Annotated in this window: 24 protein-coding genes, 1 tRNA gene and 1 pseudogene; 16 read left to right on the top strand and 10 right to left on the bottom strand. The window is 67.0% G+C overall.

The window, feature by feature from the left end:
- The first annotated feature begins 44 nt into the window (after positions 1–44).
- Positions 45–914 (top strand): zinc metalloprotease HtpX, encoded by an 870-nt coding sequence (htpX, locus tag AC1MDG_RS15785; protein WP_479805002.1) that lies wholly within the window; start codon positions 45–47, stop codon positions 912–914.
- A 104-nt stretch (positions 915–1,018) separates the two neighbouring features.
- Here the strand turns inward: htpX and AC1MDG_RS15780 are convergent, their stop codons facing one another.
- Positions 1,019–1,510, bottom strand: coding sequence for a YajQ family cyclic di-GMP-binding protein (locus tag AC1MDG_RS15780; protein WP_003804256.1), 492 nt, complete (start codon positions 1,508–1,510; stop codon positions 1,019–1,021).
- A gap of 251 nt (positions 1,511–1,761) precedes the next feature.
- Between AC1MDG_RS15780 and AC1MDG_RS15775 the strand changes: the two genes are divergently transcribed.
- Complete coding sequence (locus AC1MDG_RS15775; protein ID WP_043483315.1) at positions 1,762–2,016, top strand: hypothetical protein; 255 nt, start codon at positions 1,762–1,764, stop codon at positions 2,014–2,016.
- A 161-nt stretch (positions 2,017–2,177) separates the two neighbouring features.
- Positions 2,178–2,259: transfer RNA gene (locus AC1MDG_RS15770), tRNA-Tyr, on the top strand.
- Between the two features lie 135 nt (positions 2,260–2,394).
- On the opposite strand, the pseudogene AC1MDG_RS15765 reads toward AC1MDG_RS15770, so the two are convergent.
- Positions 2,395–2,868 (bottom strand): annotated as a pseudogene (locus AC1MDG_RS15765) (LysM peptidoglycan-binding domain-containing protein); the annotation flags it as partial.
- 600 nt (positions 2,869–3,468) lie between these two features.
- The gene (locus AC1MDG_RS15760) at positions 3,469–4,203 is read right to left on the bottom strand and encodes a potassium channel family protein (protein ID WP_479805000.1); all 735 of its coding nucleotides are present in this window, start codon (positions 4,201–4,203) and stop codon (positions 3,469–3,471) included.
- Between the two features lie 61 nt (positions 4,204–4,264).
- Here AC1MDG_RS15760 and AC1MDG_RS15755 point away from each other — a divergent pair, with 61 nt between their 5' ends.
- Positions 4,265–4,810 carry an acyl-CoA thioesterase gene (locus AC1MDG_RS15755; protein WP_479804998.1) on the top strand — a complete coding sequence of 182 codons (546 nt, stop codon included), beginning with the start codon at positions 4,265–4,267 and terminating at the stop codon, positions 4,808–4,810.
- An 82-nt stretch (positions 4,811–4,892) separates the two neighbouring features.
- The gene (gene trxA / locus AC1MDG_RS15750; protein ID WP_043483309.1) at positions 4,893–5,306 is read left to right on the top strand and encodes a thioredoxin; all 414 of its coding nucleotides are present in this window, start codon (positions 4,893–4,895) and stop codon (positions 5,304–5,306) included.
- A 109-nt stretch (positions 5,307–5,415) separates the two neighbouring features.
- Here the strand turns inward: trxA and AC1MDG_RS15745 are convergent, their stop codons facing one another.
- Complete coding sequence (locus AC1MDG_RS15745; protein ID WP_028269669.1) at positions 5,416–5,694, bottom strand: putative quinol monooxygenase; 279 nt, start codon at positions 5,692–5,694, stop codon at positions 5,416–5,418.
- A 102-nt stretch (positions 5,695–5,796) separates the two neighbouring features.
- Here AC1MDG_RS15745 and AC1MDG_RS15740 point away from each other — a divergent pair, with 102 nt between their 5' ends.
- Positions 5,797–7,473, top strand: a complete 1,677-nt coding sequence (locus tag AC1MDG_RS15740) for an AMP-binding protein (RefSeq protein ID WP_479804995.1) — start codon at positions 5,797–5,799, stop codon at positions 7,471–7,473.
- A gap of 64 nt (positions 7,474–7,537) precedes the next feature.
- On the opposite strand, the gene AC1MDG_RS15735 is transcribed toward AC1MDG_RS15740, so the two are convergent.
- Positions 7,538–8,518 (bottom strand): DNA-3-methyladenine glycosylase family protein, encoded by a 981-nt coding sequence (locus AC1MDG_RS15735; protein WP_479804994.1) that lies wholly within the window; start codon positions 8,516–8,518, stop codon positions 7,538–7,540.
- A gap of 155 nt (positions 8,519–8,673) precedes the next feature.
- Between AC1MDG_RS15735 and AC1MDG_RS15730 the strand changes: the two genes are divergently transcribed.
- A complete protein-coding gene (locus AC1MDG_RS15730; RefSeq protein WP_479804992.1) occupies positions 8,674–9,102 on the top strand; it encodes a VOC family protein in 429 nt (142 codons plus the stop codon).
- Positions 9,103–9,106: 4 nt separating this feature from the next.
- Here the strand turns inward: AC1MDG_RS15730 and AC1MDG_RS15725 are convergent, their stop codons facing one another.
- Positions 9,107–10,240 carry an SLC13 family permease gene (locus tag AC1MDG_RS15725; protein ID WP_479809117.1) on the bottom strand — a complete coding sequence of 378 codons (1,134 nt, stop codon included), beginning with the start codon at positions 10,238–10,240 and terminating at the stop codon, positions 9,107–9,109.
- Positions 10,241–10,406: 166 nt separating this feature from the next.
- On the opposite strand from AC1MDG_RS15725, the gene AC1MDG_RS15720 reads away from it, so the two are divergent.
- From AC1MDG_RS15720 to AC1MDG_RS15690, 7 genes are all read left to right on the top strand, one after another.
- Positions 10,407–11,792: a cystathionine beta-synthase gene (locus tag AC1MDG_RS15720; RefSeq protein ID WP_479804990.1), complete on the top strand. Its 1,386-nt coding sequence runs from the start codon at positions 10,407–10,409 to the stop codon at positions 11,790–11,792.
- Positions 11,793–11,825: 33 nt separating this feature from the next.
- Positions 11,826–13,010, top strand: coding sequence for a cystathionine gamma-synthase (locus AC1MDG_RS15715; RefSeq protein ID WP_479804988.1), 1,185 nt, complete (start codon positions 11,826–11,828; stop codon positions 13,008–13,010).
- Between the two features lie 6 nt (positions 13,011–13,016).
- Positions 13,017–14,321 carry a glycosyltransferase 87 family protein gene (locus tag AC1MDG_RS15710; RefSeq protein ID WP_479804986.1) on the top strand — a complete coding sequence of 435 codons (1,305 nt, stop codon included), beginning with the start codon at positions 13,017–13,019 and terminating at the stop codon, positions 14,319–14,321.
- A 33-nt stretch (positions 14,322–14,354) separates the two neighbouring features.
- The gene (locus AC1MDG_RS15705; protein WP_479804984.1) at positions 14,355–14,864 is read left to right on the top strand and encodes a winged helix-turn-helix transcriptional regulator; all 510 of its coding nucleotides are present in this window, start codon (positions 14,355–14,357) and stop codon (positions 14,862–14,864) included.
- Positions 14,861–16,246 carry an MFS transporter gene (locus tag AC1MDG_RS15700; RefSeq protein ID WP_479804983.1) on the top strand — a complete coding sequence of 462 codons (1,386 nt, stop codon included), beginning with the start codon at positions 14,861–14,863 and terminating at the stop codon, positions 16,244–16,246. Before AC1MDG_RS15705 ends, AC1MDG_RS15700 begins: the two co-directional genes overlap by 4 nt.
- A 237-nt stretch (positions 16,247–16,483) precedes the next feature.
- Entirely contained in the window at positions 16,484–17,911 is a 1,428-nt protein-coding gene (locus tag AC1MDG_RS15695) for a glycosyltransferase 87 family protein (RefSeq protein ID WP_479804981.1), read from the top strand.
- A complete protein-coding gene (locus AC1MDG_RS15690; protein ID WP_479804980.1) occupies positions 17,908–18,654 on the top strand; it encodes an SDR family oxidoreductase in 747 nt (248 codons plus the stop codon). Before AC1MDG_RS15695 ends, AC1MDG_RS15690 begins: the two co-directional genes overlap by 4 nt.
- Before the next feature lie 101 nt (positions 18,655–18,755).
- Here AC1MDG_RS15690 and AC1MDG_RS15685 read toward each other — a convergent pair whose 3' ends face one another.
- Genes AC1MDG_RS15685 through AC1MDG_RS15670 form a run of 4 tightly spaced genes read right to left on the bottom strand, consistent with a single transcriptional unit; the run spans position 18,756 to position 23,547 of the window.
- Complete coding sequence (locus tag AC1MDG_RS15685; RefSeq protein WP_479804979.1) at positions 18,756–19,955, bottom strand: acyl-CoA dehydrogenase family protein; 1,200 nt, start codon at positions 19,953–19,955, stop codon at positions 18,756–18,758.
- Positions 19,956–20,003: 48 nt separating this feature from the next.
- Positions 20,004–21,488 carry an APC family permease gene (locus AC1MDG_RS15680; protein WP_479804978.1) on the bottom strand — a complete coding sequence of 495 codons (1,485 nt, stop codon included), beginning with the start codon at positions 21,486–21,488 and terminating at the stop codon, positions 20,004–20,006.
- Positions 21,485–22,705: a glutathionylspermidine synthase family protein gene (locus AC1MDG_RS15675; RefSeq protein WP_479804976.1), complete on the bottom strand. Its 1,221-nt coding sequence runs from the start codon at positions 22,703–22,705 to the stop codon at positions 21,485–21,487. The genes AC1MDG_RS15680 and AC1MDG_RS15675 overlap by 4 nt, the downstream gene beginning before the upstream one ends.
- Positions 22,706–22,707: 2 nt before the next feature.
- Positions 22,708–23,547, bottom strand: a complete 840-nt coding sequence (locus AC1MDG_RS15670) for a Tat pathway signal protein (RefSeq protein ID WP_479804974.1) — start codon at positions 23,545–23,547, stop codon at positions 22,708–22,710.
- A 153-nt stretch (positions 23,548–23,700) separates the two neighbouring features.
- On the opposite strand from AC1MDG_RS15670, the gene AC1MDG_RS15665 reads away from it, so the two are divergent.
- Both AC1MDG_RS15665 and AC1MDG_RS15660 read left to right on the top strand, forming a co-directional pair.
- Positions 23,701–25,296 (top strand): sensor histidine kinase, encoded by a 1,596-nt coding sequence (locus AC1MDG_RS15665; protein ID WP_479804972.1) that lies wholly within the window; start codon positions 23,701–23,703, stop codon positions 25,294–25,296.
- Positions 25,293–25,967: a response regulator gene (locus AC1MDG_RS15660; RefSeq protein ID WP_043483263.1), complete on the top strand. Its 675-nt coding sequence runs from the start codon at positions 25,293–25,295 to the stop codon at positions 25,965–25,967. The genes AC1MDG_RS15665 and AC1MDG_RS15660 overlap by 4 nt, the downstream gene beginning before the upstream one ends.
- Positions 25,968–26,000 lie beyond the last annotated feature (33 nt).

Below are 26,000 nucleotides of genomic sequence, written 5' to 3'. Positions count from 1 at the left end.
CCGGCTGTCGTTTCGTGAGGGCAGTAACTTCGTGAGGAGGCACAGTGCATAATCACCACAACGGACTGAAGACCGCGGCTCTGTTCGGGGTGCTCTGGGCGGTGCTGCTGGGGCTGGGTGCCGTGATCGGCAGCAGCATGCGGAGCACCACCCCCATCTGGATCATGGCCCTCATTGGCGTGGGCACCACGGCTTACGGGTACTGGAACAGCGACAAACTCGCGCTCCGGTCGATGCAGGCCTACCCGGTCACTGAGGAACAGGCCCCGCAGCTCTACCAGATTGTCCGGGAGTTGTCCGCCCGGGCCAACCAGCCCATGCCGCGGATTTATGTCTCTCCCACGCCGGCACCAAATGCCTTTGCCACCGGCAGGAACCCGCAGAACGCCGCCGTCTGCTGCACTGAAGGCATCCTGCGGCTGTTGAGCGTCCGGGAGCTCCGCGGGGTGCTGGGCCACGAGCTCATGCACGTCTATAACCGGGACATCCTCACCTCATCCGTGGCCGCGGCGGTAGCCGGCGTGATCACCTCGGTGGGGCAGATGCTGCTGTTCTTCGGCGGAGGGGACCGCCGCAATGCAAACCCGCTCGCGATGATGGCGATGGCGCTTCTGGCCCCGCTCGCGGCGGTGGTGATCCAGTCGGCCATTTCCCGGACCCGGGAGTACGACGCCGACGAGGACGGTTCCGCACTCACCGGCGATCCGCTGGCGCTCGCCTCAGCCCTGCGGAAGATCCATCAGGGTGTACAGATGGTGCCGCTCCCGGCGGACCAGAAGCTGGTGAACACCTCGCACCTGATGATCGCCAACCCGTTCCGTGCCGGCGGTGTGACCAGGATGTTCGCAACGCACCCGCCGATGCAGGACCGCATCACCCGGCTGGAACTGATGGCGCGGGGCCCGGTCAGCTGAGCGCCGCCGTCGTGCGTTTGCGTTGAGGACGCAGAAACGGGCCGGGGACACCCGGATTCCGGTGTCCCCAGCCCGTTTCTGCGTCCTGGCGCCGCGTGGGCGTCTTAGCTGCGGAAGTTGACGAACTGAAGGTCGGCCTCGTCGAAGTCCTTCAGGAGGGCCATGGTGGCCTGCAGGTCATCGCGGGACTTGGAAGTCACGCGGAGTTCGTCGCCCTGGATCTGGGACTTCACGGACTTGGGTGCCTCGTCGCGGATCAGCTTGTTGATCTTCTTGGCGAGGTCCTGGGCGATGCCCTCCTTGATGGAGGCCTCCAGCCGGTATTCCTTGCCGGATGCGTAGGGCTCACCGGTGTCCAGCGACTTCAGCGAGATCCCGCGGCGGATGAGCTTGGACTGCAGTACGTCCAGGACGGCCAGCACCCGCTCTTCCGAGTTGGCCTTCATCAGGATCTTTTCACCGCTGAAATCGACCTCGGCGCCCACGCCCTTGAAGTCGTAGCGCTGGGCGAGTTCCTTTTGTGCCTGGTTCAGGGCATTCGCAACTTCCTGCTTGTCTACCTTGCTGACGACGTCGAATGTGGATTCGCCTGCCATAACTGTCCTCCTGCTAATCGCCTGGATGCCCCTTCAGGAGCGGTGTTGTCTGCATTCCAGCCTAGTACGGATGGCGGCCAAGTGAAGGCTCCAGGCCCGGGCGGGGTTCCCGGTCTTAGCGGTGAATGCGTCGCCCGCAGCCGACGGGGTGCGGACGATTCACAGTTTCCTCAAAGCGGACGCACGGCGGGAACGAAGCCTTGGCCTCCAGAGTTGGAGGTGTTGGAAGAGCTGCCCCGGAAGGAAAGCACATGCACCAGAAGGCCGTCCGCTACGTCACCCGCTCCACTACCGCTGCGGCCACCACCCTCGCCGCCGCAGCCACGTCCGTGGCAGCCGCCGCGGTGGCCGCTTCGATCATCCTCAGCCCGGTGGCCGAGGCCTCCTCCCGCCTGGACGGTGTGCACTCGGATCTGATGCGGGCGGTCCAGTTGAACCAGATCACCGAGGAGCAGGCAGCGAAGTTCGAGGCGAAACTGGCCGGACGCATTCTTGGCGAAGCCTGATTTTTGGCGGATTTCCGGGGTATTTTGGGTCCTTTGAGGCTCGATTCGATTCTTCGGCAGAAGTTCTGTAAAGTTGTCTTGCCCGCGGTTGCTGGAAGCGGAACGGACTGGAAACAGCCGTTCTGACCAAGGAAACCGCGAGTGATCTTCTTTTGAAGTTCGGCAGATTACCCGAGCGGCCAAAGGGGGCTGACTGTAAATCAGCTGGCAACGCCTACGGGGGTTCGAATCCCTCATCTGCCACCCAAGGAAAAGTCTCCGGAACCATCAGGTTCCGGAGACTTTTTCGTTGTCCGGCCACATTTGCTGCCTTCCGGCAGGGCCTTGAACGCGGATCCCGGCCTTGAAGGTTCGGAACCGCGGACAAGCCCGGGAGCGTCAGTTGAGGCCGATCACCAGCATCTGGCTGGTCCCCGGGATGCAGGTCTGCAGAATGACCCGCGGGAAGCCGCCGAAAATCGCCGAGACATTGTTGGTGGTTCCAGGATTTGGTACCTGGCCCCGTCCCACCACTGTGTAGGTCCCGTAGCCGGGAATGCTGACGGTCTCGCCGACGCCGATCCCCGAGAACCGGGCCCACCCGCCACAGAAGTCATGCTCCGTGATGAAGAGGGCGTAGGCATCGGTGGGCGTGAAGTGGATGGGACCGATGCAGGCGTCCACCATCGACTGCCCGCCGGCACCCGCGACGTAGATCGTGCGGACTGCCGGAGCAGGCGCAGGCGCAGGAGCAGGATCGGGCGCCGGGGCGGGTGCCGGAGCGGCGGGTGCCGGCGCGGCGGGTGCCGGCGCGGCGGGTTTCGGTGCGGCCGCTGCCGGGGGTGCCGGTGCGGCCACGGCAGGTCCGGTCAGTCCGTTACCGGGGTGAAGATCCGGTGGTGAAGGCGTGACGGCCACGCCTGCACCTTGCAGGTCGCCCGCTGCCGGTTGCAGAGCATCCACTTCCCCATGAGTAGGGACCGTGGCCGGGGATATTCCACGTTCGGAATAATCCGTCCGATGCGCCGCGGACGCCGGGTGCAACAGATCTGCACGAGACACGGACGTCGGGATGACATGCAGAACCGTCGGAGCGGACATGGTTCCAAGGGCCAGAAGTGAGATCACTGCAATGGCCGCTTTTAGTCTGCCGATGTGATGGACGGAAGAAGTGCTATGTCGCATCTGGGGCTCTGGACTATCCCTGCGCTGCCGTAAAGACTGCGGCGCGTTTCCTGGCAGGCCAGGTGGATCACGGAAGTCACAGAGCGGGCTGTGGCTCAACGTAAGGGACATGACCCTCGGTATGTCGATAGAGACACGTTCAGTAGCGTGTCGCCCCAGCGGAATCAGTCTAATGGCGGGGCTGATTCAACGCACCAGTATCTGGTACTCGATTCTTCCCCTTGACGACGTGCCTCTCTGGGTCTCTGTTCCCTGCAGGTACCCAGTGGCAGTGTGCCTGGACTCGCCTTAGCGCTCACGTTCGCGGCGCAGTTCCGCCAGTTCCCGCCTTAGTGCAGCCACCTCTGCCAACAATTCACGGACCTCCGCGCGGACCGGGATTTCGGCCGACTCCACGACCGCCTCGGTGGTCTCCTCGACTCTTTGCACCAGCCAGGATGCGATGGACGCGGTGACGACGCCCAGCACTGCGATGCCGCTCATCATGAGGGCTGCGGCAACCATCCGGCCAATCGGGGTGACGGGGAAGAGGTCTCCGTAGCCCACGGTGGTGATGGTGGTGACGGCCCACCACGCGGCGTCGCCGAAAGTGAGGATCTTGGCATCAGGTGCATTTTGTTCGACGTCCAGGACGGCCAGGGCGCCGACGAAGACCAGCAGCACCGCGGAGCCGGCCACGTAGGTGACCACCCGGCCGCGAAGTGTCTCGCCCACGGTCCGGTGCAACACGGACAGCAGGGTCACCAGCCGGAGCAGCCTCAGCGGGCGGAAAAACGGCAGGGCAACAATCAGCAGTTCGTGCAGGTTGAGGACGAACCAGCGCTTCCTGTTCTCCGCGAGCCACAGGTTGGCGGCGTAGTCGGCCACGAAGACAGCCCAGGTGATCCACATAACGCTCTCGAGGAACTCGGCCCGCCGTCCCTCGATGTGCCCGATCACCTGCCATGCATAAGCCGCCAGGAAGACCAGTGCTGTTCCCATCAAAGGCCACTCGGCAATGTCCCTGTAGCGTTGCTGCGTCATAGGGGAAATCCTATGGGTGGCGGCTCTTGGCGCTAATGTTACTCGCGGGTAACATAAAGGGATGCACCTGCTTTTGCGAACGCTCCTGCTCCTGTTCACGTCCTCGCGCCGAGCGCCCCTAAGCATTTGGGATACGTCCTCACTCCCGCTGCGCGTCCTACCTACGGACATCGACATCGCCTTGCACGTCAACAACGGGATGTACTTCTCGCTGATGGACCTGGGCCGATTCGATCTGATGGCGAGGAGCGGGACCTGGAGGAAGATGCGCCGGCGGGGGTGGTCGCCCGTGGCCGCCGGGGAGACCATCGCCTTCCGGAAGTCCCTGCAGCTGTGGCAGCAGTACACCATCGAATCGCGGATCATCGGGCTCGACACCAAGGCCATCTACTTCGAGCAGCGCATGGTGGCCGAAGGTGAAATCTATGCCCGCGCGTATATCGCAACGCGGCTGGTCAGCAAGGGGAAGCCGGTGAGCCAGGAGGAGATCTTCCGGGAGTTCGGCGAGCCTCCGGCCGGGCTCGAATTGCCGGAGTGGATCCACGAGTGGCGCGAAACCAACGCGCTGCCCGGGGCACGCCGCCCCGCACCCCACCTCTGGCACTAGGCCGGTAAGCGGCAACGCAAAAGAGGTGTGCCAAGAGCGAAACGCACGGGACATCGCCGGGAGGCTCGCGTACCGTTGACCCATGGCTACCGTAGACATTACAGGTGAACAGTTCGCATCTACCGTCGAGAACAACGACATCGTCCTCGTTGATTTCTGGGCCGAATGGTGTGGTCCCTGCAAGCAGTTTGGACCCACGTATTCCGCAGTTTCAGAGAAGCACCCGGACGTCGTCTTCACCAAGGTGGACACCGAGGCCGAACAGCAGCTGGCCGCCGAGGCAGGCATCACGTCCATCCCCACGCTGATGGCCTTCCGCGAGAAGGTGCTGGTGTTCTCGCAGCCCGGCGCCCTCAACGCCCAGCAGCTGGAGCAGGTGGTTGACGCCGTCAAGGCACTGGACATGGAGGAGGTCCACGCACACGTGGCCCGGTCCCAGGCCGAGTCGGCCGCTGCGGCGGGCAAGCAGGACGGCACGCAGATTCCGGAGGCCTAAGCTTCCGCCCGGGCTACCACGCCTTAAACTCCAACGCGGGGCCGCTTCCGCCGACGAACCCGGGTTCGTTCGGGCGGAAGCGGCCCCGCGTTGTTGTCTCCGGAAAGGACTACAGCCGTTCGAGCTGAACGGGCTCGGCCAGCAGGGCGCTCAGCGATTCGTTGAGGTCCTGGACGGCAGTGCCCTTGGAATGCTTCGCCAGGTCTTCTTCGGAAGCCCACTGCTCCGTCAATACCAGCTTTTCCTCGGTGGCCTCCGTCAGTTCATACCGGATGCAGCCGGGTTCGTTGACCACCTCGTCGATCGCGATTTCGAGGGCGAGCTTCACTCGGAAGAATTCGCCGTCGTTGGGGATGAACGTTGCCTTCAGGTCAATGGGTGCACTCATGCGTTTCACAATACCGGTCCGTCCCCACCCCTCCCCGAATATTTTGTAGGACTTCCTAGTTTTAGGCTTCTCTTGCCACGGCTCTGTTGGTAGCGTGCCAGCATGCGCGCTTATACAGCCGGGGACACTGACGTCCCGCTGCTTGACGAGACCATCGGCCAGAATTTTGAGCGGATAGTGGCCAGGTTCCCGTTCCACGACGCCCTGATCGAGGCGGCGCCGGTTCCCGGAGCGGACGCCCGCCGCTGGAGCTACACCAAACTGAACGACGACGTCGACCGGCTGGCCCGCGCGCTGCTGGCCCGCGGCGTCGCCGCCGGGGAACGGATCGGCATCTGGAGCCCCAACTGCGCGGAGTGGACCATCCTGCAGTACGCAACCGCCAAGATCGGGGCGATCCTGGTCAACGTGAACCCGGCCTACCGGAGCCATGAACTGGAGTTCGTGGTCAGGCAGAACGGCATGAGGATGCTCGTGGCGGCGCCGTCGGACCGGAGCAGCGACTACACGGCGATGGCCAGGCAGGCCCTCGCCGAATGCCCGGAGCTGAAGGAGCTGGTGTTCCTGCCCGATGGCAGCCAGCCGCTGCTGCAGGCGGGCGATCCTGAAACTGCTGCGGAAATGACGTACGCCGAGCTGCTCAAGCGGGCTGACGACGTCGGGCATTCCGTCCTCAAGGCCCGCCTGGCGGGGCTGGACCCGGATGACCCCATCAACCTGCAGTACACCTCGGGCACCACGGGCTTCCCCAAAGGCGCCACCCTCACGCACCGCAACATCCTGAACAACGGCTACTCCATCGGGGAACTGCTGGGCTACACGGAGCATGACCGGGTGGTGATTCCGGTGCCGTTCTACCACTGCTTCGGGATGGTGATCGGAAACCTGAATGCCCTGAGCCACGGCGCCGCCACCATCATTCCGGGACGCTCCTTCGCTCCGGCGGCGGCGCTCGAAGCGGTCCAGGACTTTGGCGGGACGTCCTTGTATGGCGTGCCCACCATGTTCATTGCCGAACTCGCGCTGCCGGACTTCGCCTCGTATGACCTGTCCACGCTGCGCACCGGTGTGATGGCGGGATCCCTGCGTCCCATCGAGGTGATGAACCGGGTCATCTCGGAGATGAACATGAAGGACGTGGCCATCTGCTACGGAATGACGGAAACGTCGCCGGTATCCACCATGACCCGCGCCGGCGACACCGTGCAGCAGCGCACCGAAACCGTGGGACGGACCATGCCGCAGCTGGAGAGCCAGGTGGTGGACCCGGTGACAGGCAATGTGCTGGAGCGCGGGGAAATCGGCGAGCTGTGCACCCGCGGGTACGCCGTGATGAAGGGATATTGGAACCAGCCGGACAAGACTGCCGAAGCGATCGATGCCGACGGCTGGATGCACACCGGCGACCTGGCCCGGATGGACGCCGACGGCTACGTGGTGATCGAGGGCAGGATCAAGGACATGGTGATCCGTGGCGGCGAGAACATCTACCCGCGTGAAGTCGAGGAGTTCCTGTACAGCCACCCGTCCATCCAGGACGTGCAGGTGATCGGCGTCCCGGATGCCAGGTACGGCGAGGAGCTCATGGCCTGCATCATCCTCAAACCCGGCGCGGAACCGCTGGACGCAGCCGCCGTCGCCGAGTTCTGCCGCGGGAAGCTGGCGCACTACAAGATCCCGCACTACGTGGAGGTCCGGGACAGCTTCCCCATGACTGTCTCCGGGAAGATCCGCAAGGTGGAGATGCGGCAGGAGGCCGTGGCCCGGCTGGGGCTCTAGCCTTCGGGGCGGGGTTGCCCGCCCGGCCCTGCGGGGGCCTCATGTGTCCGTTCGCGCTTGCCGCCTAGTGCCGGCGGTGGTCCTGGATGGTCATCCGGGGGCCGAACGTGGGTTTCCTAAACCCGCTGAGGCCGATCATCCGCACCACCCGCTGACGGTGGCCCTGCCACGGCGCCAGCAGCCGCAGCATCCCCGCGTCGTCGGTCCGCCGGCCCGTGAGCGCCGCACCCACATACGCCGCCAGGTGGTAGTCGCCCACCGCGATGGAGTCCGGGCAGCCGTGCGTCCTCTGCACCACCTCGGCCGTGGTCCAGACGCCGATGCCCGGAATGGCCTGCATCCCGGCGGCTGCCTCCGTTGCCGGCACCGCCGCCAGGCGTTCCAGCGCGACGGCGGAACGCAGTGCCCGCATCACCGTGGCCGAACGCTGGGGGCCCACCCCGGCCTTGTGCCACTCCCACGACGGGATGCGGAGCCACTGCTCCGGTGTGGGCTGAATACGGAGCCCGGCCGGCACGGCCGTACCGGCAGCCGGTGCTGGCGCGCCGAAGCGGTACATCAGGTACCGGTAGCCCCGCCGGGCTTCGATGACGGTGACCTTCTGCTCAAGAATGGTGGGCACCAGGGAGTCAACCATCCGGCCGGTGGCGGGGAGACGCAGCGCCAGGTTCCGGCGTCGGGCTTCCACCACCATGCGGGGGAGCGTGGAGTGGAACTCCGGGTGGTCGAACCCGGACCAGTCGTCGCCGCTGCCCAGCAGCCGCGGCGCGGCGGCCAGGGCCTCCTCCGAACCCGGTCCCCACGCCTGTACGTCCACCGCCGGTTCGCGGGGGTCCCCGGCAACGGTCAGGCGCAGGGTGGCGGGCCCGCACGGGGTGGTGAATGCCATCCAGAGCCCATCCGGGCGGGAAGCGAAGGCCGGATCCCCGTTGCCGCGCATGAGTGTTCCGAGGGTCTGCAGGAGGTTGAACGGGCCGCCGGGATGCCATCTCAGGGCGGCGTCCGCCGCGGCGGCCACGCCGGCGGGGACGTCTGCGATGGTCATGGAACCATCGTCCCATGCGGGGCCGACAGGGCCGGAAACGCGCAAGGCCGAACGGCCCTGCCCGTCACCGATGCCCGGGCCTAGACTCCAGGTGTGGCGTGGACCGCCCGCGCCGGGCCGACTGCGGCCAGACTGTGGAATGCCAGGTGAAAACAATGGCCGGAGGAGTAGTCCACTTCGAGATCCCCGCCGACGACGAAGACCGCGCACGGGACTTTTACAGTTCGGCGTTTGGCTGGGAGATGAACCCGCTGCCGGACATGAGCTACACGCTGATCATGACAACGCCGGTTGATGACACGGGCATGCCGTCCGCGGCCGGTTCGATCAACGGCGGCATGTTCCTCCGGGAGGGGGAGATGGCGGCACCGGTGGTCACCGTTGACGTGGAGGACATCGACGCCGCCCTGGCGAAGATTGCCGCCGTGGGCGGTTCAGTCTTCCGGGGCAAGATGGAGGTTCCGGGCATGGGCTGGAACGCGTATTTCAAGGACACCGAAGGAAACATCGTGGGCCTGTGGCAGAACGCCGAAGCCGGCTCCGCCGTCAGCCCGGACGCCGCCGCGAACGACATCGGTGCGTAACGCTTCAGTGCATTCCTAAAACCGCCCACAGCGCTACGACGGCAAGGGGAACCGTCAGCGTTGCCGCCACCAATCCCGCCAGCGCGAATCCGCCCCACCTGATCCGGACGTTCAGCGCCCGCAGCCGCTCATGCCAGAGCAGCGTGGCCAGGGAGGCCCACGGACTCACCAGCGGGCCAATGTTCACGCCGATGAGCAGGGCAGCCAGCCTGGCCGGCGAGCCGGCCACCGGCTCGAGGGCCAGGTAGGCCGGAAGGTTGTTGGCCGCGTTTGCGGCGCCCGCGCCCAGTCCCGCCACCTGCAGGAGGGCGGGCAGACTCTCACCTGATCCGGCCACCCCGGCCAGGAGCAACGTCAGGCCGTTGGCGTGCAGGGCCTCCACGAGCATGAACAGGCCTACCGTCAGCATCAATGGACGCCACGGAACCATGGACCACCGCAGCGCGGCAGGGCGTCGCCGCAGGAAGACCGCCAGAAGGAAAGCCGCGGCCGCCATCGCTGGGTACTGCACAGGCACTCCCGAAACCAGCGCAGGCAGCAGCACCAGCACCGTTCCGGTTGCGAATATCAGCAGGCCGCGGTCCCGCACGCGATGGACAGGCTGCGGCCCGTACGTTCCGCGCAGCTCCCGCCTGAACGCCAGCCACAACAGGGCAAGGGGGACCAGCAATCCCACCAAGGCCGGCGCCCAGACCAGACCCGCAAAGCCCAGCGGGCTAAGCCCAAGCCTGTCCTGGGCCAGCAGGTTGGTCAGGTTGGACACCGGAAGCAGCAGGGAGGCCGTGTTGGCGAGCCAGATGCTGGTCAGGGCGAACGGCAGCGGCGGAATCCGGGCGTGGACGGCCAGGAGCACCACCACGGGCGTCACCAGCACCGCCGTCGTGTCCAGGGACAGAAACACCGTGGAGACAGTGGCCACGGCAATGACCAGGAGCCACAAGGAGAAGACCCGCCCGCGGCCCAGGGCAGCCAGGCGGTCCGTCACCACGCGGAACAGCCCCGCCTCGTCCAGCAGCTCCGTGACCAGCGACATGGCCAGCACGAAGGACAGGATCGGAATGGTGCGTGCGGCCAGTTCCCCGAACGCAGGCACGGGGAGCGCGCCAAAGGCCAGGGCAGCCACGCCTGCCGCGAGCATGGCCCCCGGCAGAAGGTAAGTCCGTATCTTGGTCAACCACGCGAACCGCTTCACCGCCCAATCGTCGCATCCGCCGCCGGTTGAGCGTGCGAGCGGCGCTCGCGCGCACGGGCACGGACGGCCGGGGAGGCACGGGGAAGCGGCCCAAGACGGTAACTTTGTACCTATGAAGTACGCCCAGTCCGTCCTGGACCTCATCGGCAACACGCCTCTCGTCAAGCTCAACCACGTCACCGACGGCATCAAAGCCACCGTCCTGGCGAAGGTGGAATACCTGAACCCCGGAGGGTCCATCAAGGACCGGATCGCGGCGAAGATGATCGAGGAGGCGGAACGGGACGGAAAGCTGCTCCCCGGCGGAACCATCGTGGAGCCGACGTCCGGCAACACCGGTGTGGGCCTGGCCCTGGTGGCACAGCAGAAGGGCTACCGCTGCGTCTTCGTGGTGCCGGACAAGGTAGGCGAGGACAAGCGCGCCGTCCTGCAGGCATACGGTGCGGAAGTGGTGGTGACTCCCACCGCCGTCGCCCCGGACAGCCCGCAGAGCTACTACGGCGTGTCCGACCGCCTGGTCACCGAGATTCCGGGCGCCTACAAGCCGGACCAGTTTTCCAATCCGGCCGCTCCCGGCAGCCACTACGAAACCACCGGACCGGAAATCTGGCGCGACACCGATGGCCGGATCACGCACTGCGTAATCGGGGCCGGCACCGGCGGCACCATCACCGGCACCGGACGCTACCTCAAGGAGGTTTCCGCCAACCGGCCCGAAGCCGACGGCGGACGCGTCCGGATCATCGGCGCCGACCCGGAAGGTTCCGTGTACTCCGGCGGCACCGGCCGGCCGTATTTCGTGGAGGGCGTCGGCGAAGACATGTGGCCGGCCAATTACGACAAATCCGTCCCGGACCAGGTGATTGCCGTCAGCGACGCCGAGTCATTCGAGATGACCCGCAGGCTGGCCCGCGAGGAGGGCCTGCTGGTGGGCGGCTCCTCCGGCATGGCCGTGGTGGCCGCCCTGCAGGTCGCCAAGGACCTGCCCGAGGACGCCGTGGTGGTGGTGATCCTGCCCGATTCCGGCCGCGGCTACCTGGCGAAAATCTTCAACGACCAGTGGATGCGGTCCTACGGCTTCCTTTCCGGCGGCGAAGAGGCCTCCGTCGGTGAGGTGCTCAAGTCCAAGACCGGCGAACTCCCGGAACTGGTGCACATCCACCCGAACGAAACCGTCCGCGATGTCATCAACATCATGAACGAGTTCGGCGTCTCCCACATCCCGGTCCTGTCCCAGGAACCGCCGGTGGTCATGGGCGAGGTACTGGGAGCCGTAGACGAACGGAGCCTGACCTCCAAGCTGTTCCGCGGCGAGGCGAAGCTGACGGACAAGATCTCCGAACACATGGGGGAGCGCCTGCCCGTGATCGGTTCGCTGGAGACCATCTCCGCGGCCCGCGAACTGCTCTCCGACGTCGACACCGTGATGGTCACGTTCGTGGGCGCCCCGGTGGGCATCCTGACCCGCCACGACCTTCTCGCCTACCTCAGCAACTGAATCCTCCCTGCGTCCGCAATCAAAAGGAGAACCATGTCTAAAGAAAACCAAGGGTTCAACACCCGCGCCGTCCACGCCGGCCAGGCCTTCGAGCCGCGCACCGGCGCCGTGGTGCCCCCGCTGCACTTCAGCTCCACCTACGCCCAGGAGGCCATCGGGGTCCTGCGCGACGGCTACGAATACGGCCGCGGCGGCAACCCCACCCGCGACGCCCTGCAGGAACAGCTCGCTGCCCTCGAAGGCGGCTCGCACGCGTACTCCTTCAGCTCGGGCCTGGCCGCCGAAGATTCGCTCATCCGGGCCCTCACCCGCCCCGGCGACCACATTGTGCTGGGCAACGACGCCTACGGCGGAACGTACCGCCTGATCAGCCGTGTGTTGGGCGATTGGGGCATCGGCAACACGCCCGTGGACATGGCGGACCTCGATGCCGTGGCCAAGGCCATCGCCGCGGGCGGAACGGGCGGCGGCAAAACCCGCCTGGTGTGGGTGGAAACCCCCTCGAACCCGATGATGAAGATCACCGACATCGAAGCGCTCGCCACGCTGGCGCACGACGCCGGCGCCCTCCTGGTGGTGGACAACACGTTTGCCTCGCCCTACCTGCAGACCCCGCTGGCCCTCGGCGCCGACATCGTGGTGCACTCCACCACCAAGTACATTGGCGGCCACTCCGACGTCGTGGGCGGCGCGATCGTGGTCAACGACGCGGAACTCGCTGAGAAGATCGGCTTCGTCCAGTTCGCCGTCGGCGCGGTCTCCGGTCCGATGGATGCCTTCCTCACCACCCGCGGGCTCAAGACCCTGGGCGTCCGGATGGACCGGCACAGCGACAACGCCCAGGCGGTGGCCGAATGGCTGCTGCAGCGCCCCGAAGTGGAAGCCGTGCTGTACCCGGGACTCCCGTCGCACCCGGGCCACGAGCTGGCGAAGAAGCAGATGAAGAAGTTCGGCGGCATGATTTCGGTGCAGTTCAAGGGCGGCGAGGCCGCAGCCCGGACCGTCGCGGAAAACACGTCCGTGTTCACCTTGGCCGAATCCCTCGGCGGCATCGAATCCCTGATGAACTACCCGTCGGAAATGACGCACGCTTCGGTCAAGGGAACCGAGCTGGCCGTTCCGGTCAACCTGATCCGGCTCTCCTGCGGCATCGAGGACGTCGAGGACCTGATCGCGGACCTGGAGCACGCCTTCACCTTTATCGGGACGGGCAGCTAGCAACCAGTGAGCATCTCGCTTCGTGCCATGTCGCCCGCCACCCGCGGCTGGGTCGTGACGGCGGCCGGCGCCCTCATCCTTGCCGTAGCAGTGTGGTTCTTGTACTCGGACTACAAACCGTTCCTGAACGACTTCGAGGTCTACTACTACGGCGGCGGCCGCGTACTCGCATCGGGTGAAGGCGGCGTCAACGAGCTCTACGCACCACGTGACGGCCTTCCGTTTACGTACCCGCCGTTTGCTGCCCTGCTCTTTGCCTTGTTGGCGACGATGGACTTTGACGCGGGCAGCCTGGTCTTCATCGTTGCGGCCCTGGCCGGTGCAGCGGTGGTGGCCGGCTGGCTGGCCCGGCACTACTTCGGCATGAAGACGTGGCGCGCAGCCTTCGCCGACTACCGCTTCCGGACCACCGCCCTGGTGGGAACCGGCGCGATCCTGCTCCTGGGACCATGGCGGGACACGTTCGTCTTCGGCCAGATCAACATCATCCTGATGGGCGTGATCCTGGCTGATTTCGCGTTATACGGGAAGTCGCGCGCGGGCGAAATCCGGTGGCCCGCCGGACTGCTGATCGGCCTGGCCGCCGGAGTGAAGCTCACCCCGCTCGCGTTCGGGCTGTATTTCCTGGTGCGCCGCGACTTCAAGGCGCTCGGCTGGATGGCGGCAGGCTTCTTTGGTTCCATAGCGCTCTCCTGGGCGATCCTGCCGCAGGCGTCACTGGCTTTCTGGACCAAAATCCTTCCGGACACCAGCCGCATCGGCGGTCCGGCCTACGTGGACAACCTTTCCCTGAAGGGGCTGCTGCTGCACGTCGGCATGCCGGATTCGTCAGCGACCACCCTGGTGTGGCTGGTCCTCTCGCTGGCGCTGGTAGTCCTCGCTGCGCTGGTCATCAAGTGGGCGGTGGACGTCGACGAGAACTTCATCGCCGTCTCCGCCACCGCCGTCCTCATGCTGCTGATCAGCCCGGTTTCCTGGTCACACCACTGGGTCTGGGTGGCTGTTGCGCTGCCCAGCATGGCTTTCGCCATGCACCGCGTGCCGTCACGGAGCGGCAGGATGCGGACCGCCGGCTGGGTCATCGTGGTCTTTTCCACCATCGCCTTCTATATGACGCCGAAGAACCTGGCTGTCTGGGCCGGGGCAGCGGAATGGGGCAAGGACCCGCAGACGCAGTGGCAGCTCACGGTGTCCAGCCTCGGCGTGGTGTGCGGCATTGCCATGCTGGCTTACTGGGCCCTCGCGTACCGTCCCTCACGGGCCTCGCTCCGCTCAACTCCCTCCGGGCAACCTGGTGCCCGGGTAACCTAGCTTTCTTCAAGAAAGTCAGCTACGGTTGCCTGCATGGCACTCCGTTCTGACTGGTCCCAACGCAGCTGCGCCATGGCGCGCGGCCTGGACATCCTCGGCGACCCCTGGAGCATGCTGGTGCTCCGCGAGGTCTTCTTCGGCAATGGCCGCTTCGACGCCATGAAGAAACGGCTGATGGTGGCCGACTCCGTGCTCACCAAACGGCTGGCTGGCCTCGTGGAGGCCGGGCTGCTGGAGCGGAAACCGTACGACGACGGCGGCCGCACCCGCCAGGAATACGTCCTCACCGGCAAGGGCGAGGATGCCCTGCCGGTGCTCAACGCCGTCGTGATCTGGGCCGAAAAGCACCTCCCCGCACCGTCCGACAACGCGCACATGTTCGTCATCCACACCACCTGCGGGCAGCGGACCTCCTCCGCGGACACCTGCACGGCCTGCGGTGAGCGCCTCACCGCGGACAACACCAGCTGGCACAGCCTCACGCGCACCCCGGAACCGGTCCCGCTGGCCACGGCAGCCCCACAGAACGGAACCGCAGCATGAGCGCTCCCAAGACGACCCTGCCGTCCGCTCCCGGGAAGAGGACCCGCCGCCGGCTGCATCCCGCGTGGATCGTGGCCGCCGTCGCATTCCTTGCACTGGTGGGCGCGGCCGGCTTCCGGGCGGCCCCGGGGGTCCTGATGGTTCCGCTGCAGAACGAATTCGGCTGGTCCACCACCGTGCTGTCCGCCGCCGTCAGCATCAACCTGGTGCTCTTCGGCCTCACCGCACCGTTTGCCGCGGCGCTCATGGAACGGTTCGGCATCCGCGCCGTGACCTCGGTGGCGCTGGTCCTTATCGGCGCCGGCAGTGCCCTGACCGTGCTGGTGAACCAGTCCTGGCAGATCCTGCTGACCTGGGGACTGCTGATCGGACTGGGCACAGGATCCATGGCACTGGTCTTCGCCGCCACCATCGCCAACACGTGGTTCGCGAAGAGCCGCGGCCTGGTGATCGGCATCCTGACCGCCGGCAGTGCCGCGGGGCAGCTGGTGTTCCTGCCCTTCATTGCCATGCTGGCGCAGGATCCCGGCTGGCGTCAGGCCTCCCTGCTCATCGCCGCTGGTGCCCTGGCCGTGGTGCCGCTGGTGCTTAAATTCCTCAAGAACTCACCCTCCGACGCCGGAGTGCTGCCCTACGGGGCCGAGGCCGTGGCGGAACCTGCCTCTTCGCCGGCGCCGGGCTCACCGGCGCCCGGCGGCAACGGCGCAGCACCTGACGGGAGTGCCGAGCCCAGCGGAAACGCCGCGGTCCGGGCCTTGCAGGTGCTCAAACGCGCCAGCAAGGTCCGTACCTTCTGGGCGTTGGTGGCCGGTTTCGCCATCTGCGGGGCCACCACCAACGGGCTGATCGGCACCCACTTTATTCCTTCCGCGCACGACCACGGCATGGCGGAGACCACCGCGGCCGGCCTGCTCGCCGTCGTCGGAATCTTCGACATCGCGGGCACCATCGCATCAGGCTGGCTGACGGACCGCTTCAACCCGAGGATCCTGCTGGCGGTGTACTACCAGTTCCGCGGCATCGGGCTGCTGGTGCTGCCGCTTCTGCTCAGCGCCACGGTCCAGCCCAGCATGATCGTGTTCGTGGTGATCTACGGACTGGACTGGGTGGCCACCGTTCCGCCTACCGCCGCCATCTGCCGCCAGGTGTTCGGGGCCGACGGCAGCGTGGTGTTCGGCTGGGTCTTCGCCGCCCACCAGCTCGGCGCAGCCGCCGCGGCCCTGGCCGCCGGCGCCATCCGTGACGCCACCGGCCAGTACACCTATGCCTGGTTCGGCGCAGCCGCCATGTGCACCATCGCCGCCGTCATCAGCGCCACCATCCGCAAGGATGCCGGGGCGCGGGAGCCCGTCCTGGTGGAGGCCAGGGCTGCCGAGGGCTGAGCACAGACGCGCCGGCCGCCTGGCCCTGCAGCCTGGCGCGTAAAGCCCGGAGGCCGGTTCCTGGCCGATTTGTGATGCCACGCCGGGGCGGGGCAGCGGGGGACAGGGCTGCTGTTTCAGTAGGATGTGAGGACGACGCGCCGGATCCGGCGCGAGTCGGCCGGCATAACATCGCGATTCGCGCGCAACGCGCCTCCAGTGGCGCCGCTCTGCAGGAACAACGTTTGGGGACACGGGATGGCACTGCTCGACGCCGAAAAAGAGCTCGACGCCCGGGCGCGCCCACGTGCGGGGGCGGAATCACGGCCACGCGCCGGGACCCATGAAATCGGGACCGCTGAAAGCAGACCCGCTGAAAGCAGGACCACTGGATCCTGGTACCGCAGCCGGCTGGCGCTGGGCATGGCCGGTGAGCTGGTGACGCTGCTGGCCGTCCTGGCCGCAGCCGTGTTCGTTGTCCAACGCCTTGGCGTGTGGGGCGAGCAGGGCCTCGATTTCAGCGTGTACTGGCACGGCGGCAAGATCCTCAACGAAGCCGGCCAGTCGCCGTCGGGCCTCTACCGCCTGACCGTGGGCTGGGCCGGAGGGCCGGAGCTGCCGTTCACGTACCCGCCGTTCGCCGCGCTGCTGTTCAGCCTGCTGGCACGGCTGCCGGAAGAGTCCGCCCTGATGCTGTTCAACGCCGCCGGGGCGGCCGTCGCCGTGTGGGTCGCCGTGCGGGGAGTGCGGTACTGGAGCGCCAAGCAGGACTGGCGGGGCACCTTCGCCGCCCCCGGGTTCCAGGCAACGCGGAACAGGTGGGGCGCCGTGATCCTGCTGCTGGCCGTCATCAACCTGGGCCCGTGGCGCGAGACCCTGGCGTTCGGCCAGATCAACATCCTGCTGATGGGGATCATGGCGGCCGACCTTTTGGCCAGGAACCAGCGCTGGAACCAGGGTTTTCCGGGCCGGGGCTTCCTGGTGGGAATGGCCGCCGGCATTAAGCTGACGCCGCTGGTTTTCGGACTGTACTTCCTGGTGCGCAAGGACTGGCGCGGACTGTTCAACATGGCCGGCGGGTTCGCCTTTACCGTGCTGCTGGGCTGGCTGGTCCGCCCGGCGGAATCGTTCAGTTTCTGGCTGGAGATCCTCCCCGACACGTCCCGGATCGGCGGCGCAGGTTACGTGGACAACCTCTCCATCAAGGGTGCGCTGCTGCATTTCGGCGTTCCCGAAGCCGGGGTCACCGTTCCCTGGCTGCTGCTGAGCCTGCTGGTGACAGGCGTTGGCGCCTTGGTGATCAAGGCTGCCAGCGACCAGGGCGCCCGGGTGGTGGCCATTTCGGCCACGGCCCTGACCATGCTGCTCATCAGCCCCGTCTCCTGGTCCCACCACTGGGTCTGGATGGCGGCGGTCCTCCCGGCCTTCGCCTGGACCCTGCGCGAGACGCCGCACCGCCACCGCGCAGCCCGCTGGCTGATGGGCGGCGTGCTGGGGGCCTCGATCATCGTGTTCTTCTTTTCCCCCAAGAGCATCGGCGCGGCCCTGGGCGCGGAGAACCTGGACTTCCAGACGCCCGAGCCCTGGCTGATGGCATCGAGCGCCGGCGTGTTCTGCGCGGTGGCCATCCTGGCCTGCTGGCTCGTGGTGCTTCGGCGTGGTTCCCTGGCCGAGGTGCCCGCATGAACAGGACGGTGCTGGTGACCGGCGTCGGCCGCCTTGCCGGAATCGGTGCCGGCATTGCCCGCCGCCTCGCTGCCGACGGTTGGGACCTGGTGCTGACGTACTGGCAGGAGTACGACTCGAGGATGCCCTGGGGAGTCCAGCCGGACGACGTCGAACGCCTCACGGCGGAGCTGGAAGCGACCGGCGCCCGCGTCTTTGCTGTACCGGCGGACCTGGAGGATCCGCTGGCAGTGGAGGGGCTCATGGCCGCAGTGGCGGAGCAGGCCGGAACCCTGCAGGGGATGGTGCTCAGCCACGCCGAATCCGTGGACTCCGGCGTCCTGGACACCACGCTGGCCAGCTGGGAACGGCACTTCGCCGTGAACACCCGTGCCAGCTGGCAGCTGATCGCTGCCTTCGCCCGGCAGGCGGCGGACGACGGCGGCGCGATCGTTGCGCTGACCAGTGACCACACCGCGTTCAACCTGCCGTACGGCGCGTCCAAGGGAGCACTGGACCGGACCGTCATTGCCGCGGCCCGGGAGCTGGGGCCGCTCGGCATCACCGCGAACGTGCTGAACCCCGGCCCGGTGGACACCGGCTGGATGGACGCGGAGCTGCGGGAGGACCTGACCCGGCAGCAGCCCGGCGGCCGCCTGGGAACACCTACGGACGTGGCCGGAACCGTGGCGTTCCTGCTCTCGCCGGAGGGCCGCTGGGTGTCCGGGCAGCTGATCAAGGCCGACGGCGGCTTCTCGGCCTAGGTTCCCCGTCCCAGCCCGCACGCAGCAGCCCAACTAGGTAGCAGCAGGTGTCGTTTTGTCGGCTCATAACGACACCTGCTGCTACCTAGTTGGGACAGGGGTCAGCGGAAGGCGCCGATGCCGGTGATGTGCTGGCCCAGGATGAGGGTGTGGACCTCGTCCGTGCCTTCATAAGTGCGCACCGACTCGAGGTTCGCGGCGTGCCGCAGCGGCGAGTAGTCCAGTGTGATCCCGTTGCCGCCCAGGATGGAGCGGGCCTCACGGGCGATGGCCAGAGCTTCGCGGACGTTGTTGAGCTTGCCCAGTGAGATCTGTTCCGGCCGCAGCGTGCCGGCGTCCTTGAGCCGGCCCAGGTGGAGCGCCAGCAGGGTGCCCTTCTGGATCTCCAGGAGCATGTTCACCAGTTTCTCCTGCGTGAGCTGGTACCCGGCCAGCGGCCGGCCGAACTGGAGCCGGTCCTGCGAGTACTTGAGCGCCGCCTCGTAGGAGTCGCGGGCGGCACCCATGGCGCCCCAGGCTATTCCGTACCTCGCTTCGTTCAGGCAGCTGAAGGGCCCGCGCAGGCCGCGGGCACCCGGCAGCAGGGCCTCGGGACCAAGCTTCACGCCGTCGAACGCCACATCGCACTGGATCGAGGCGCGCATCGAAAGTTTCCGGTTGATCGGCGTCGCGGTGACCCCGGGTGTTCCGGTCGGCACCAGGAAGCCGCGGACGCCGTCGTCGGTCATGGCCCACACCACCATCACCCCGGCCACGGAAGCCAGGCCGATCCAGCGCTTGGCGCCGTCGAGCACCCATCCGGCGTCCTCGCCTGATCCGTCGCGGCGGGCCACCGTGGTCATGGAGGACGGATCTGACCCGGCAGTGGGTTCGGTCAAGGCGAAACAGCCGATTACCTCGCCGGCGGCCATCCGGGGGAGCCACTCCTGTTTCTGGTCCTCGGAACCCCACCTGTGGATGGCGGTCATGGCCAGGGAACCCTGCACCGAGACAAAGGTACGGATTCCGGAGTCCCCGGCCTCCAGCTCCATGGCCGCCAGGCCGTACTCGACGGCGGAGCGGCCGGGGCAGCGGTAACCCTCCAGGTGCATGCCGAGCACGCCCAGTTCGCCGAGTTCCGGGGCAATGTCGAGCGGAAAGACGGCGTCGTCGTACCAGCGGGCAATATCCGGTTTGATCCGTTGTTCCGTGAAATCGCGGATCCGCTCCCGGACGGCCAGCTCCTCGGCCGTCAGCAGGGCGTCAAGGCCCAGGACATCGGAGGTGTCGGAAACAGCGGGAAGGTCGGCGGCGTTGCTCATTGGAGCATCCTACGGCTTGCCCGTCCGGGCTGCTGGTACCCGTTGCCCCTACAGCTGGCTGGGCTCAGGCTGCCGTGCCACGAAGTAGTCCCGGGTGGCGGGGGAGAACCGGCACACCACGGCCAGCACCACGCCCAGCGCCAGGAGCACCACTCCGCTGACGAAAGCACCGCCCACGCCGAAGATCTCCGTATCGCCGTAGGCCGGGTCCCACATTTGAACGGCGGAGATGAAGAAGGCGGCGGTCAGCATCAGTGCGCCGAGCAGCGGCAGGATGCCCCGGAACCAGAGGTTGCGGGCGGAATCCCGCAGGGTGCCTCGGAAGAACCAGGCGCACGCGAAACCGGTCAGGGCGTAGTAGAACGCAATGAACAGGCTGATGGCGCTGATGGAGTCGGAAAGCAGGTTCTGGCTGAGGAAGCTCATGGCCACGTAGTACACGACGGCGGCGGCCCCCATTACCTGCGTGGAGAACCCCGGAGTCTGGTTGCGCGGGTGGACTTCGCCGAACCTGGCCGGCAGGGCACCGTGGACGCCCATGGACAACGTGCCGCGCGCGGTGGGCAGGATGGTGGTCTGGGTCGAGGACAGCACCGACGCCAGCACGGCCACCACAATCAGCCAGCCCCAAGGGCCCAGCACCACATCCTTCATGGCCAGGAAGACATCGTCCTGGTTTTCGGCGTTGCCGAGGCCGATGCCATCCGTGCCCACGGTGGCATACATCATCACCAGGAGCGCCACGGAGACGTAGATCGCCACGAGGACGAAGGCCGAGATGACGGCACCCCGGCCGGGCGTCGTGGCCGGATTTTCGGTTTCCTCGTTCACTGCCAGGCACGTGTCCCAGCCCCAGTAGATGAAGAGCGCCAGGAGGGCGCCGTGCACTACTGCTCCTGGGTCGGCGAAGGCACCGGCAGGATTAAACCACTCAATGTCGAAAGCCTGCCCCTCCGGCGCACCCCCGGCGATCCGGAAGACAATGGCCAGCGCAAATATGCCCAGCGAGACATACTGCACATACGTCAGCACCCGCTGGACGTGCTCGCCCAGCCGGATGCCGCAGTAGTTCACCAGGGTCATGAAGATGATGAACACCACACCGGTGCCCGTGACCAGCAGTTCGTTTTCGGCCAGCGAACCGTCGCCGACCAAAAGCCACAGGTATTGCCCGGCCACCTGGGCCAGGTTGGCGAGCACTACGATGCCGGCCAGGGCAACGCCCCAGCCGCCCAGCCAGCCCGCCCACGGGCCAAATGCCCGGCGCGCCCAGATGAAGGTGGTGCCGCAGTCCGGCAGGGCACTGTTTAGTTCCCGGAAGGCGTAGGCGATGAACAGCACCGGCACAAAGCCCAGGAGCAGGATCAGGGGGGTGTAGTCGCCATTGACCGCAACGATCAGGCCCAGCGTGGCGGCAAGTGAATAAACGGGGGCGGTTGAGGCCAGCCCCAGCATCACGGAGTCGCCCAGGTCCAGGATGCCGGCGCGCAGCCCCTTGGACGGAACCTCCGCCGTCGTCGTCCCTGTGGTCATAGTGCGATACCTGCTTTGCTGGAGGAGGCCGAAGCGGCCTGGAGTGAAACGGGTGCAGGGGCGTCGATCGTGTTGGGGACGAACCGGCAGAAATAATCGGTGATGGGTCCGTCCGATTCGCGGATGCCGCAGCCTACGGATTCGCCGTCCACCACCCAGAGGCCCAGGACGGGGTGGTTGCCGTCGAAATCGGGCAGGGAGTGGAACTGCTGGTAGCACCAGCCCTCGCGCCCGTAGCCGCCCGGCTGTTCCATGTTGACGCCGGCGGCGTGGATCTTGATGTTGTCTCCCTCGCGGCCGTGCAGCGGCTTCGCCACCCATTCCTTCAGCGGCCCTGGCTCGTTCAGGTAAGCCGGGAGGAGGTTCGGGTGGTCCGGGTACAGGTGCCACAGCGCGGCCAGGAGCGCCTTGTTGGACAGGAGCATCTTCCAGGCCGGCTCCACCCAGCGCGGATTGTGGGCACGCTGCAGCAACCGCTGGCCGAAGGGTTCCTTCATCATCAGTTCCCACGGATACAGCTTGAAGATGGTGCTGATCATGAAGTTGTCCAGGTCCACAAAACGGTTCAGGTTGGGGTCCCAGCCGATGTCGGACATGTTGATGCCGATGGTGGTCCAGCCGCCCTGGCCGGCGACGTCGCGCATGTAGGCCGCCGTCATCCAGTCCTCGCCGGACTGCTCGGCTTCGGAATGCGCAATGTGCAGGGTGCTCATGCCGGTGCGGTACTGGAGTTTCTTCCACTGCCGGATCAGGGCTTCGTGGATGCCGTTCCACTGGTCCTTCTCCGGGAAGACTTCCTGCAGCCAGAACCATTGCGCCACGGAGGCCTCGATCAGCCCGGTGGGGGTGTCCGCGTTGTACTCGAGCATCTTGGCGGGGCCGCCCCGGCCGTCGTAGACGAAGTCGAAGCGGCCGTAGATGTCCATGTCCCCGGCCTGCAGGGACTCCGCGGCCAGCTCCAGCGCCTGCGGACCGATTCCGATATTGCCCATGGCACCGGTGGCCAGGTACTTGGCCGCCTCCAGGCACATCAGGTGCATGTCCTCGGCGGTCTTCTCGAGGGTTTCCACCTCGTCCATGGTGAATTCGTAGTACGCGGACTCGTTCCAGTACTCGATCTTCTTGCCGTCCGGCATGGTGGTGGTGGAAAAGACCAGCCCCTGCTCCTCGATCTTCCGCTTCCAGTCGGGCCGCGGGGTTGCATTGAGTCTCTTCACGCCTAGCCTCCCGTGCTTCCGCCCTTGGAGCTGCTGCCGAAGCCGCCCCTGCTGACCGTGCCGCCCTTGGTGCTGTAGCCCGTGGACGTCTTCGCCCCCTGCGGCACAGTCTTGGTGAAGCCCGTGTACTGCGAGCGGTTCTGCCCGACCGCCGGAACACTGGCGCCGCGCGAGTAGAAGTACCAGGCGTAGATTCCGGAGCTGCGTCCGGCGCTGCTGCTGTTGTCGCACTGTGCGTCGTCCACGCGCTCGCCGGTTTCATCGTTGAAGCAGACCTGTGCGTAGTCGGCTTCCGCCTCGTTGCTGGCCACGATGGCGGTGATGGTGCCTGCCAGCAGGGCGGTAACGCCGAGGCCGACGACGACGGTACGGCGCTGCGAGCGCTTCTTGCGTACCGCTGCTTCCCGCTCGCGTTCGCGTTCAAAGGGGTCGATCACCGGTCCCGGTCCTGCTGTCCCGGGCGACGGCGCCGAAGCCGCGCCCGGCACCGCAGCCTGCCCTGCGGCCGGGCCCTTCTGGCGCCGTCCGGGCCGCCCGCCGGCCTTTCCCGGTGCGGGCGCGGCTCCTCCCGGTGCCCCGTCGCCGAGCAGTTCCGGTCGGAGCTCCGGTTTGGGGACCTGCCAGGGCGGCAGCTGCCCGGTCGCCGGGTCGTGGGGCTGCGGCGTGAAATCCTCGGGCGCAGTCATCCACCCGGGCCGGGAGGCTCCGGGGCCACCGGCTCCGGCAGGCCGGCCGTCCGGGCGCTGCTGGCCGGGACGGGTGTTCTTTGGATCCTTCGTCGGGTCCTTTGAAGGATCCTGATCCGGGTCCTGCGGCTCCATGGGTTCCCCTTGCTTGTCCATGCTCAAACGTGACCGTGCACGCGCGCGTCAAGGTGGCGCGGCATGGCCGTCCCGGCAAGACACCGGTGCGTAAATCCTGAAGTCAGCCTAGCGCCTGACAGGAAGTGCCGTTAACGGAAAACGGGGGAGAACTGCCCATGCCAAGATGGAGCCATGGCAGCAGTTGAATCCGCCCGCGGCGGCACCGGCAGGTCCGGCCAGGCCGGCTCCGCCGGTTCCGGGACGGCACGCCCGGAGCTTCAGGGAATCGGGCGGAGCCGCTTCGTCGTCGGCATGGCGCTCGCTGTGGTCCTGCCGCCCGCGGTGGAAGTCCTGGTAACGCTGGCGGGTTACCGGAACTTCGCGATCATCATGCTGCTCCATCTCGCCGTTGCCGTGGCAGTTGCCGCCATCGGGGGGTTCTGGCCCGCCGTCGTGGCAGCCGTCCTGGGCACAACGCTCCTCAACTACTTCTCCGCCGATCCTGTGGGCACGCTGTCCATCGCCGATCCCTCCACTCTCTTCACCCTCCTGGTGTTCCTGGCCGTTGCCTGCAGTGTGGCCCTGGCTGTTGGCCTGGCGACCCGCCGGGCGCAGGAAGCAGCCAGGTCCGGGGCCGAAGCCACGGCGCTGAGCGAGCTCGCCCTGCGGATCCTCAGTTCCGACGGCAGCCTGGAGTCCTTCCTGGAGAAGGTCCGCAGCAGGCTGGATGTGGACGCTGTCACGCTGGTGGCGGGAGGCCCCCCGGGAGGCCGCCGCGTCGGACCGGCCCGGCCCGCTGCAGGCAGCGCACCCGGCCTTGGGCGCGGCAGCATTGCCGAGTGGACCGTGCTTGCCAGCGCCGGGACCAGCGCGCCGGTGACGCACGCGGCCGCCGACCACGCCGTCGTCGTCGATTCCCGGTACACGCTGCTGATCAACGGCGGGCCGCCGGCCGGCCAGGCGTTTTCAGGCCAGCACCAGCGGATGCTGGCCGCCTTCGGAGCGTTCCTTGTGGCCATCCTGGAACGGCGCCAACTGGTGGCGAGCATGCAGGACAACCAGCGGCTGTCCGAGGGCAACAAGATGCGCACCTCCATCCTGAGGGCCGTCAGCCATGACCTGCGCACCCCGTTGGCCGGGATCAAGCTGGCGGTCAGCAGCCTGCGCCAGGAGGACGTGCGGTTTTCCCCGGAGGACGAACGCGAACTGCTCGCCACCATCGAGGATTCAGCCGACCGGCTGGACCACCTGATCGGCAACCTGCTGGACATGTCCCGGATCACGGCTGATTCGGTCAACCCGCTCCTGCGCGGACTGGGCTGGGCGGAGGTGCTGCCCGATGCGCTGAGGGGGCTGCCCGCAGCGCGCATCCGGGTGGAAGTGCCGCCCAACCTGCCCCGAGTGGAGGCCGACGCCGGCATGCTGGAACGCGTGGTGGCGAACCTGGTGGAGAACGCGCTCAAATACGCGCCGGAGGCGGACGTGGTGCTGACCGCCCGGGCGGGGGAGGGGATCGCGCTGGCCGGCAGGCCTGCCAGCGAATTCCGTGTGGTGGACCGGGGCTCGGGGGTGGCACCGGCGGCGGTGCTGGACATGTTCCAGCCGTTCCAGCGGCTGAACGATTCCCAGCGCACCGGCGGCGGCCGCACCGTGGGGATCGGGCTGGGCCTGGCCGTTGCCAACGGCTTCACCGAGGCCATGGGAGGAACCCTGGCAGCGGAGCCGACGCCGGGCGGCGGGCTGACCATGGTGGTCACCCTGCCGCTGTGGGAGGGACCGCTGCCGTGACCCTGGTGCTGATCATCGAAGACGAGGCCCAGCTGGCCCGGGCCATGCAGATCAACCTCCGCGCCCACGGCTACCAGGCAATCACCGCGGGCCTGGGAGCGGACGGGTTGAAACTGGCCGCCCAGCACCCGGTGGACATTGTGGTGCTGGACCTCGGACTGCCGGACATGGACGGAGTTGAGGTGATCCGGGGGATCCGCGGCTGGAGCTCCGTGCCCGTGATCGTGCTTTCCGCCCGCCACGCCTCGGAGGACAAAGTGGAAGCGCTCGACGCCGGGGCGGATGACTACGTGACCAAGCCGTTCGGGCTTGACGAGCTGCTGGCACGGCTGCGCGCAGCATCCCGGCGCTCGCCGGCGCAGCGCGAGGCCCCTACGGTGGAAACCGCGGACTTCATGGTGGACCTGGCGGCCCGAAAGGTAATCCGGGACGGGCAGGAAATCCGACTCACCCCCACGGAATGGAACATCCTGGAACTGCTGGTGCGCAACGCGGGAAAGCTGGTCAGCCAGCAGCAGCTGCTCACCCAGGTCTGGGGCCAGGCGTACGCCAAGGAGACCCAGTACCTTCGCGTCTACCTGGCCCAGCTGCGGCGCAAGCTGGAGCAGGACCCGGCCAAGCCGCGCCACCTGCACACGGAGGCCGGCATGGGGTACCGCTTCGATCCCTGACCCCGCCTGCCTGACGCCCCCTTGACGCCGCCT

The sequence above is a fragment of the Arthrobacter sp. AIWTK1 genome, assembly GCF_056680535.1.
Note: the sequence above shows the minus strand (reverse complement) of the source record. Positions and strands in the feature narration are given on the sequence as shown.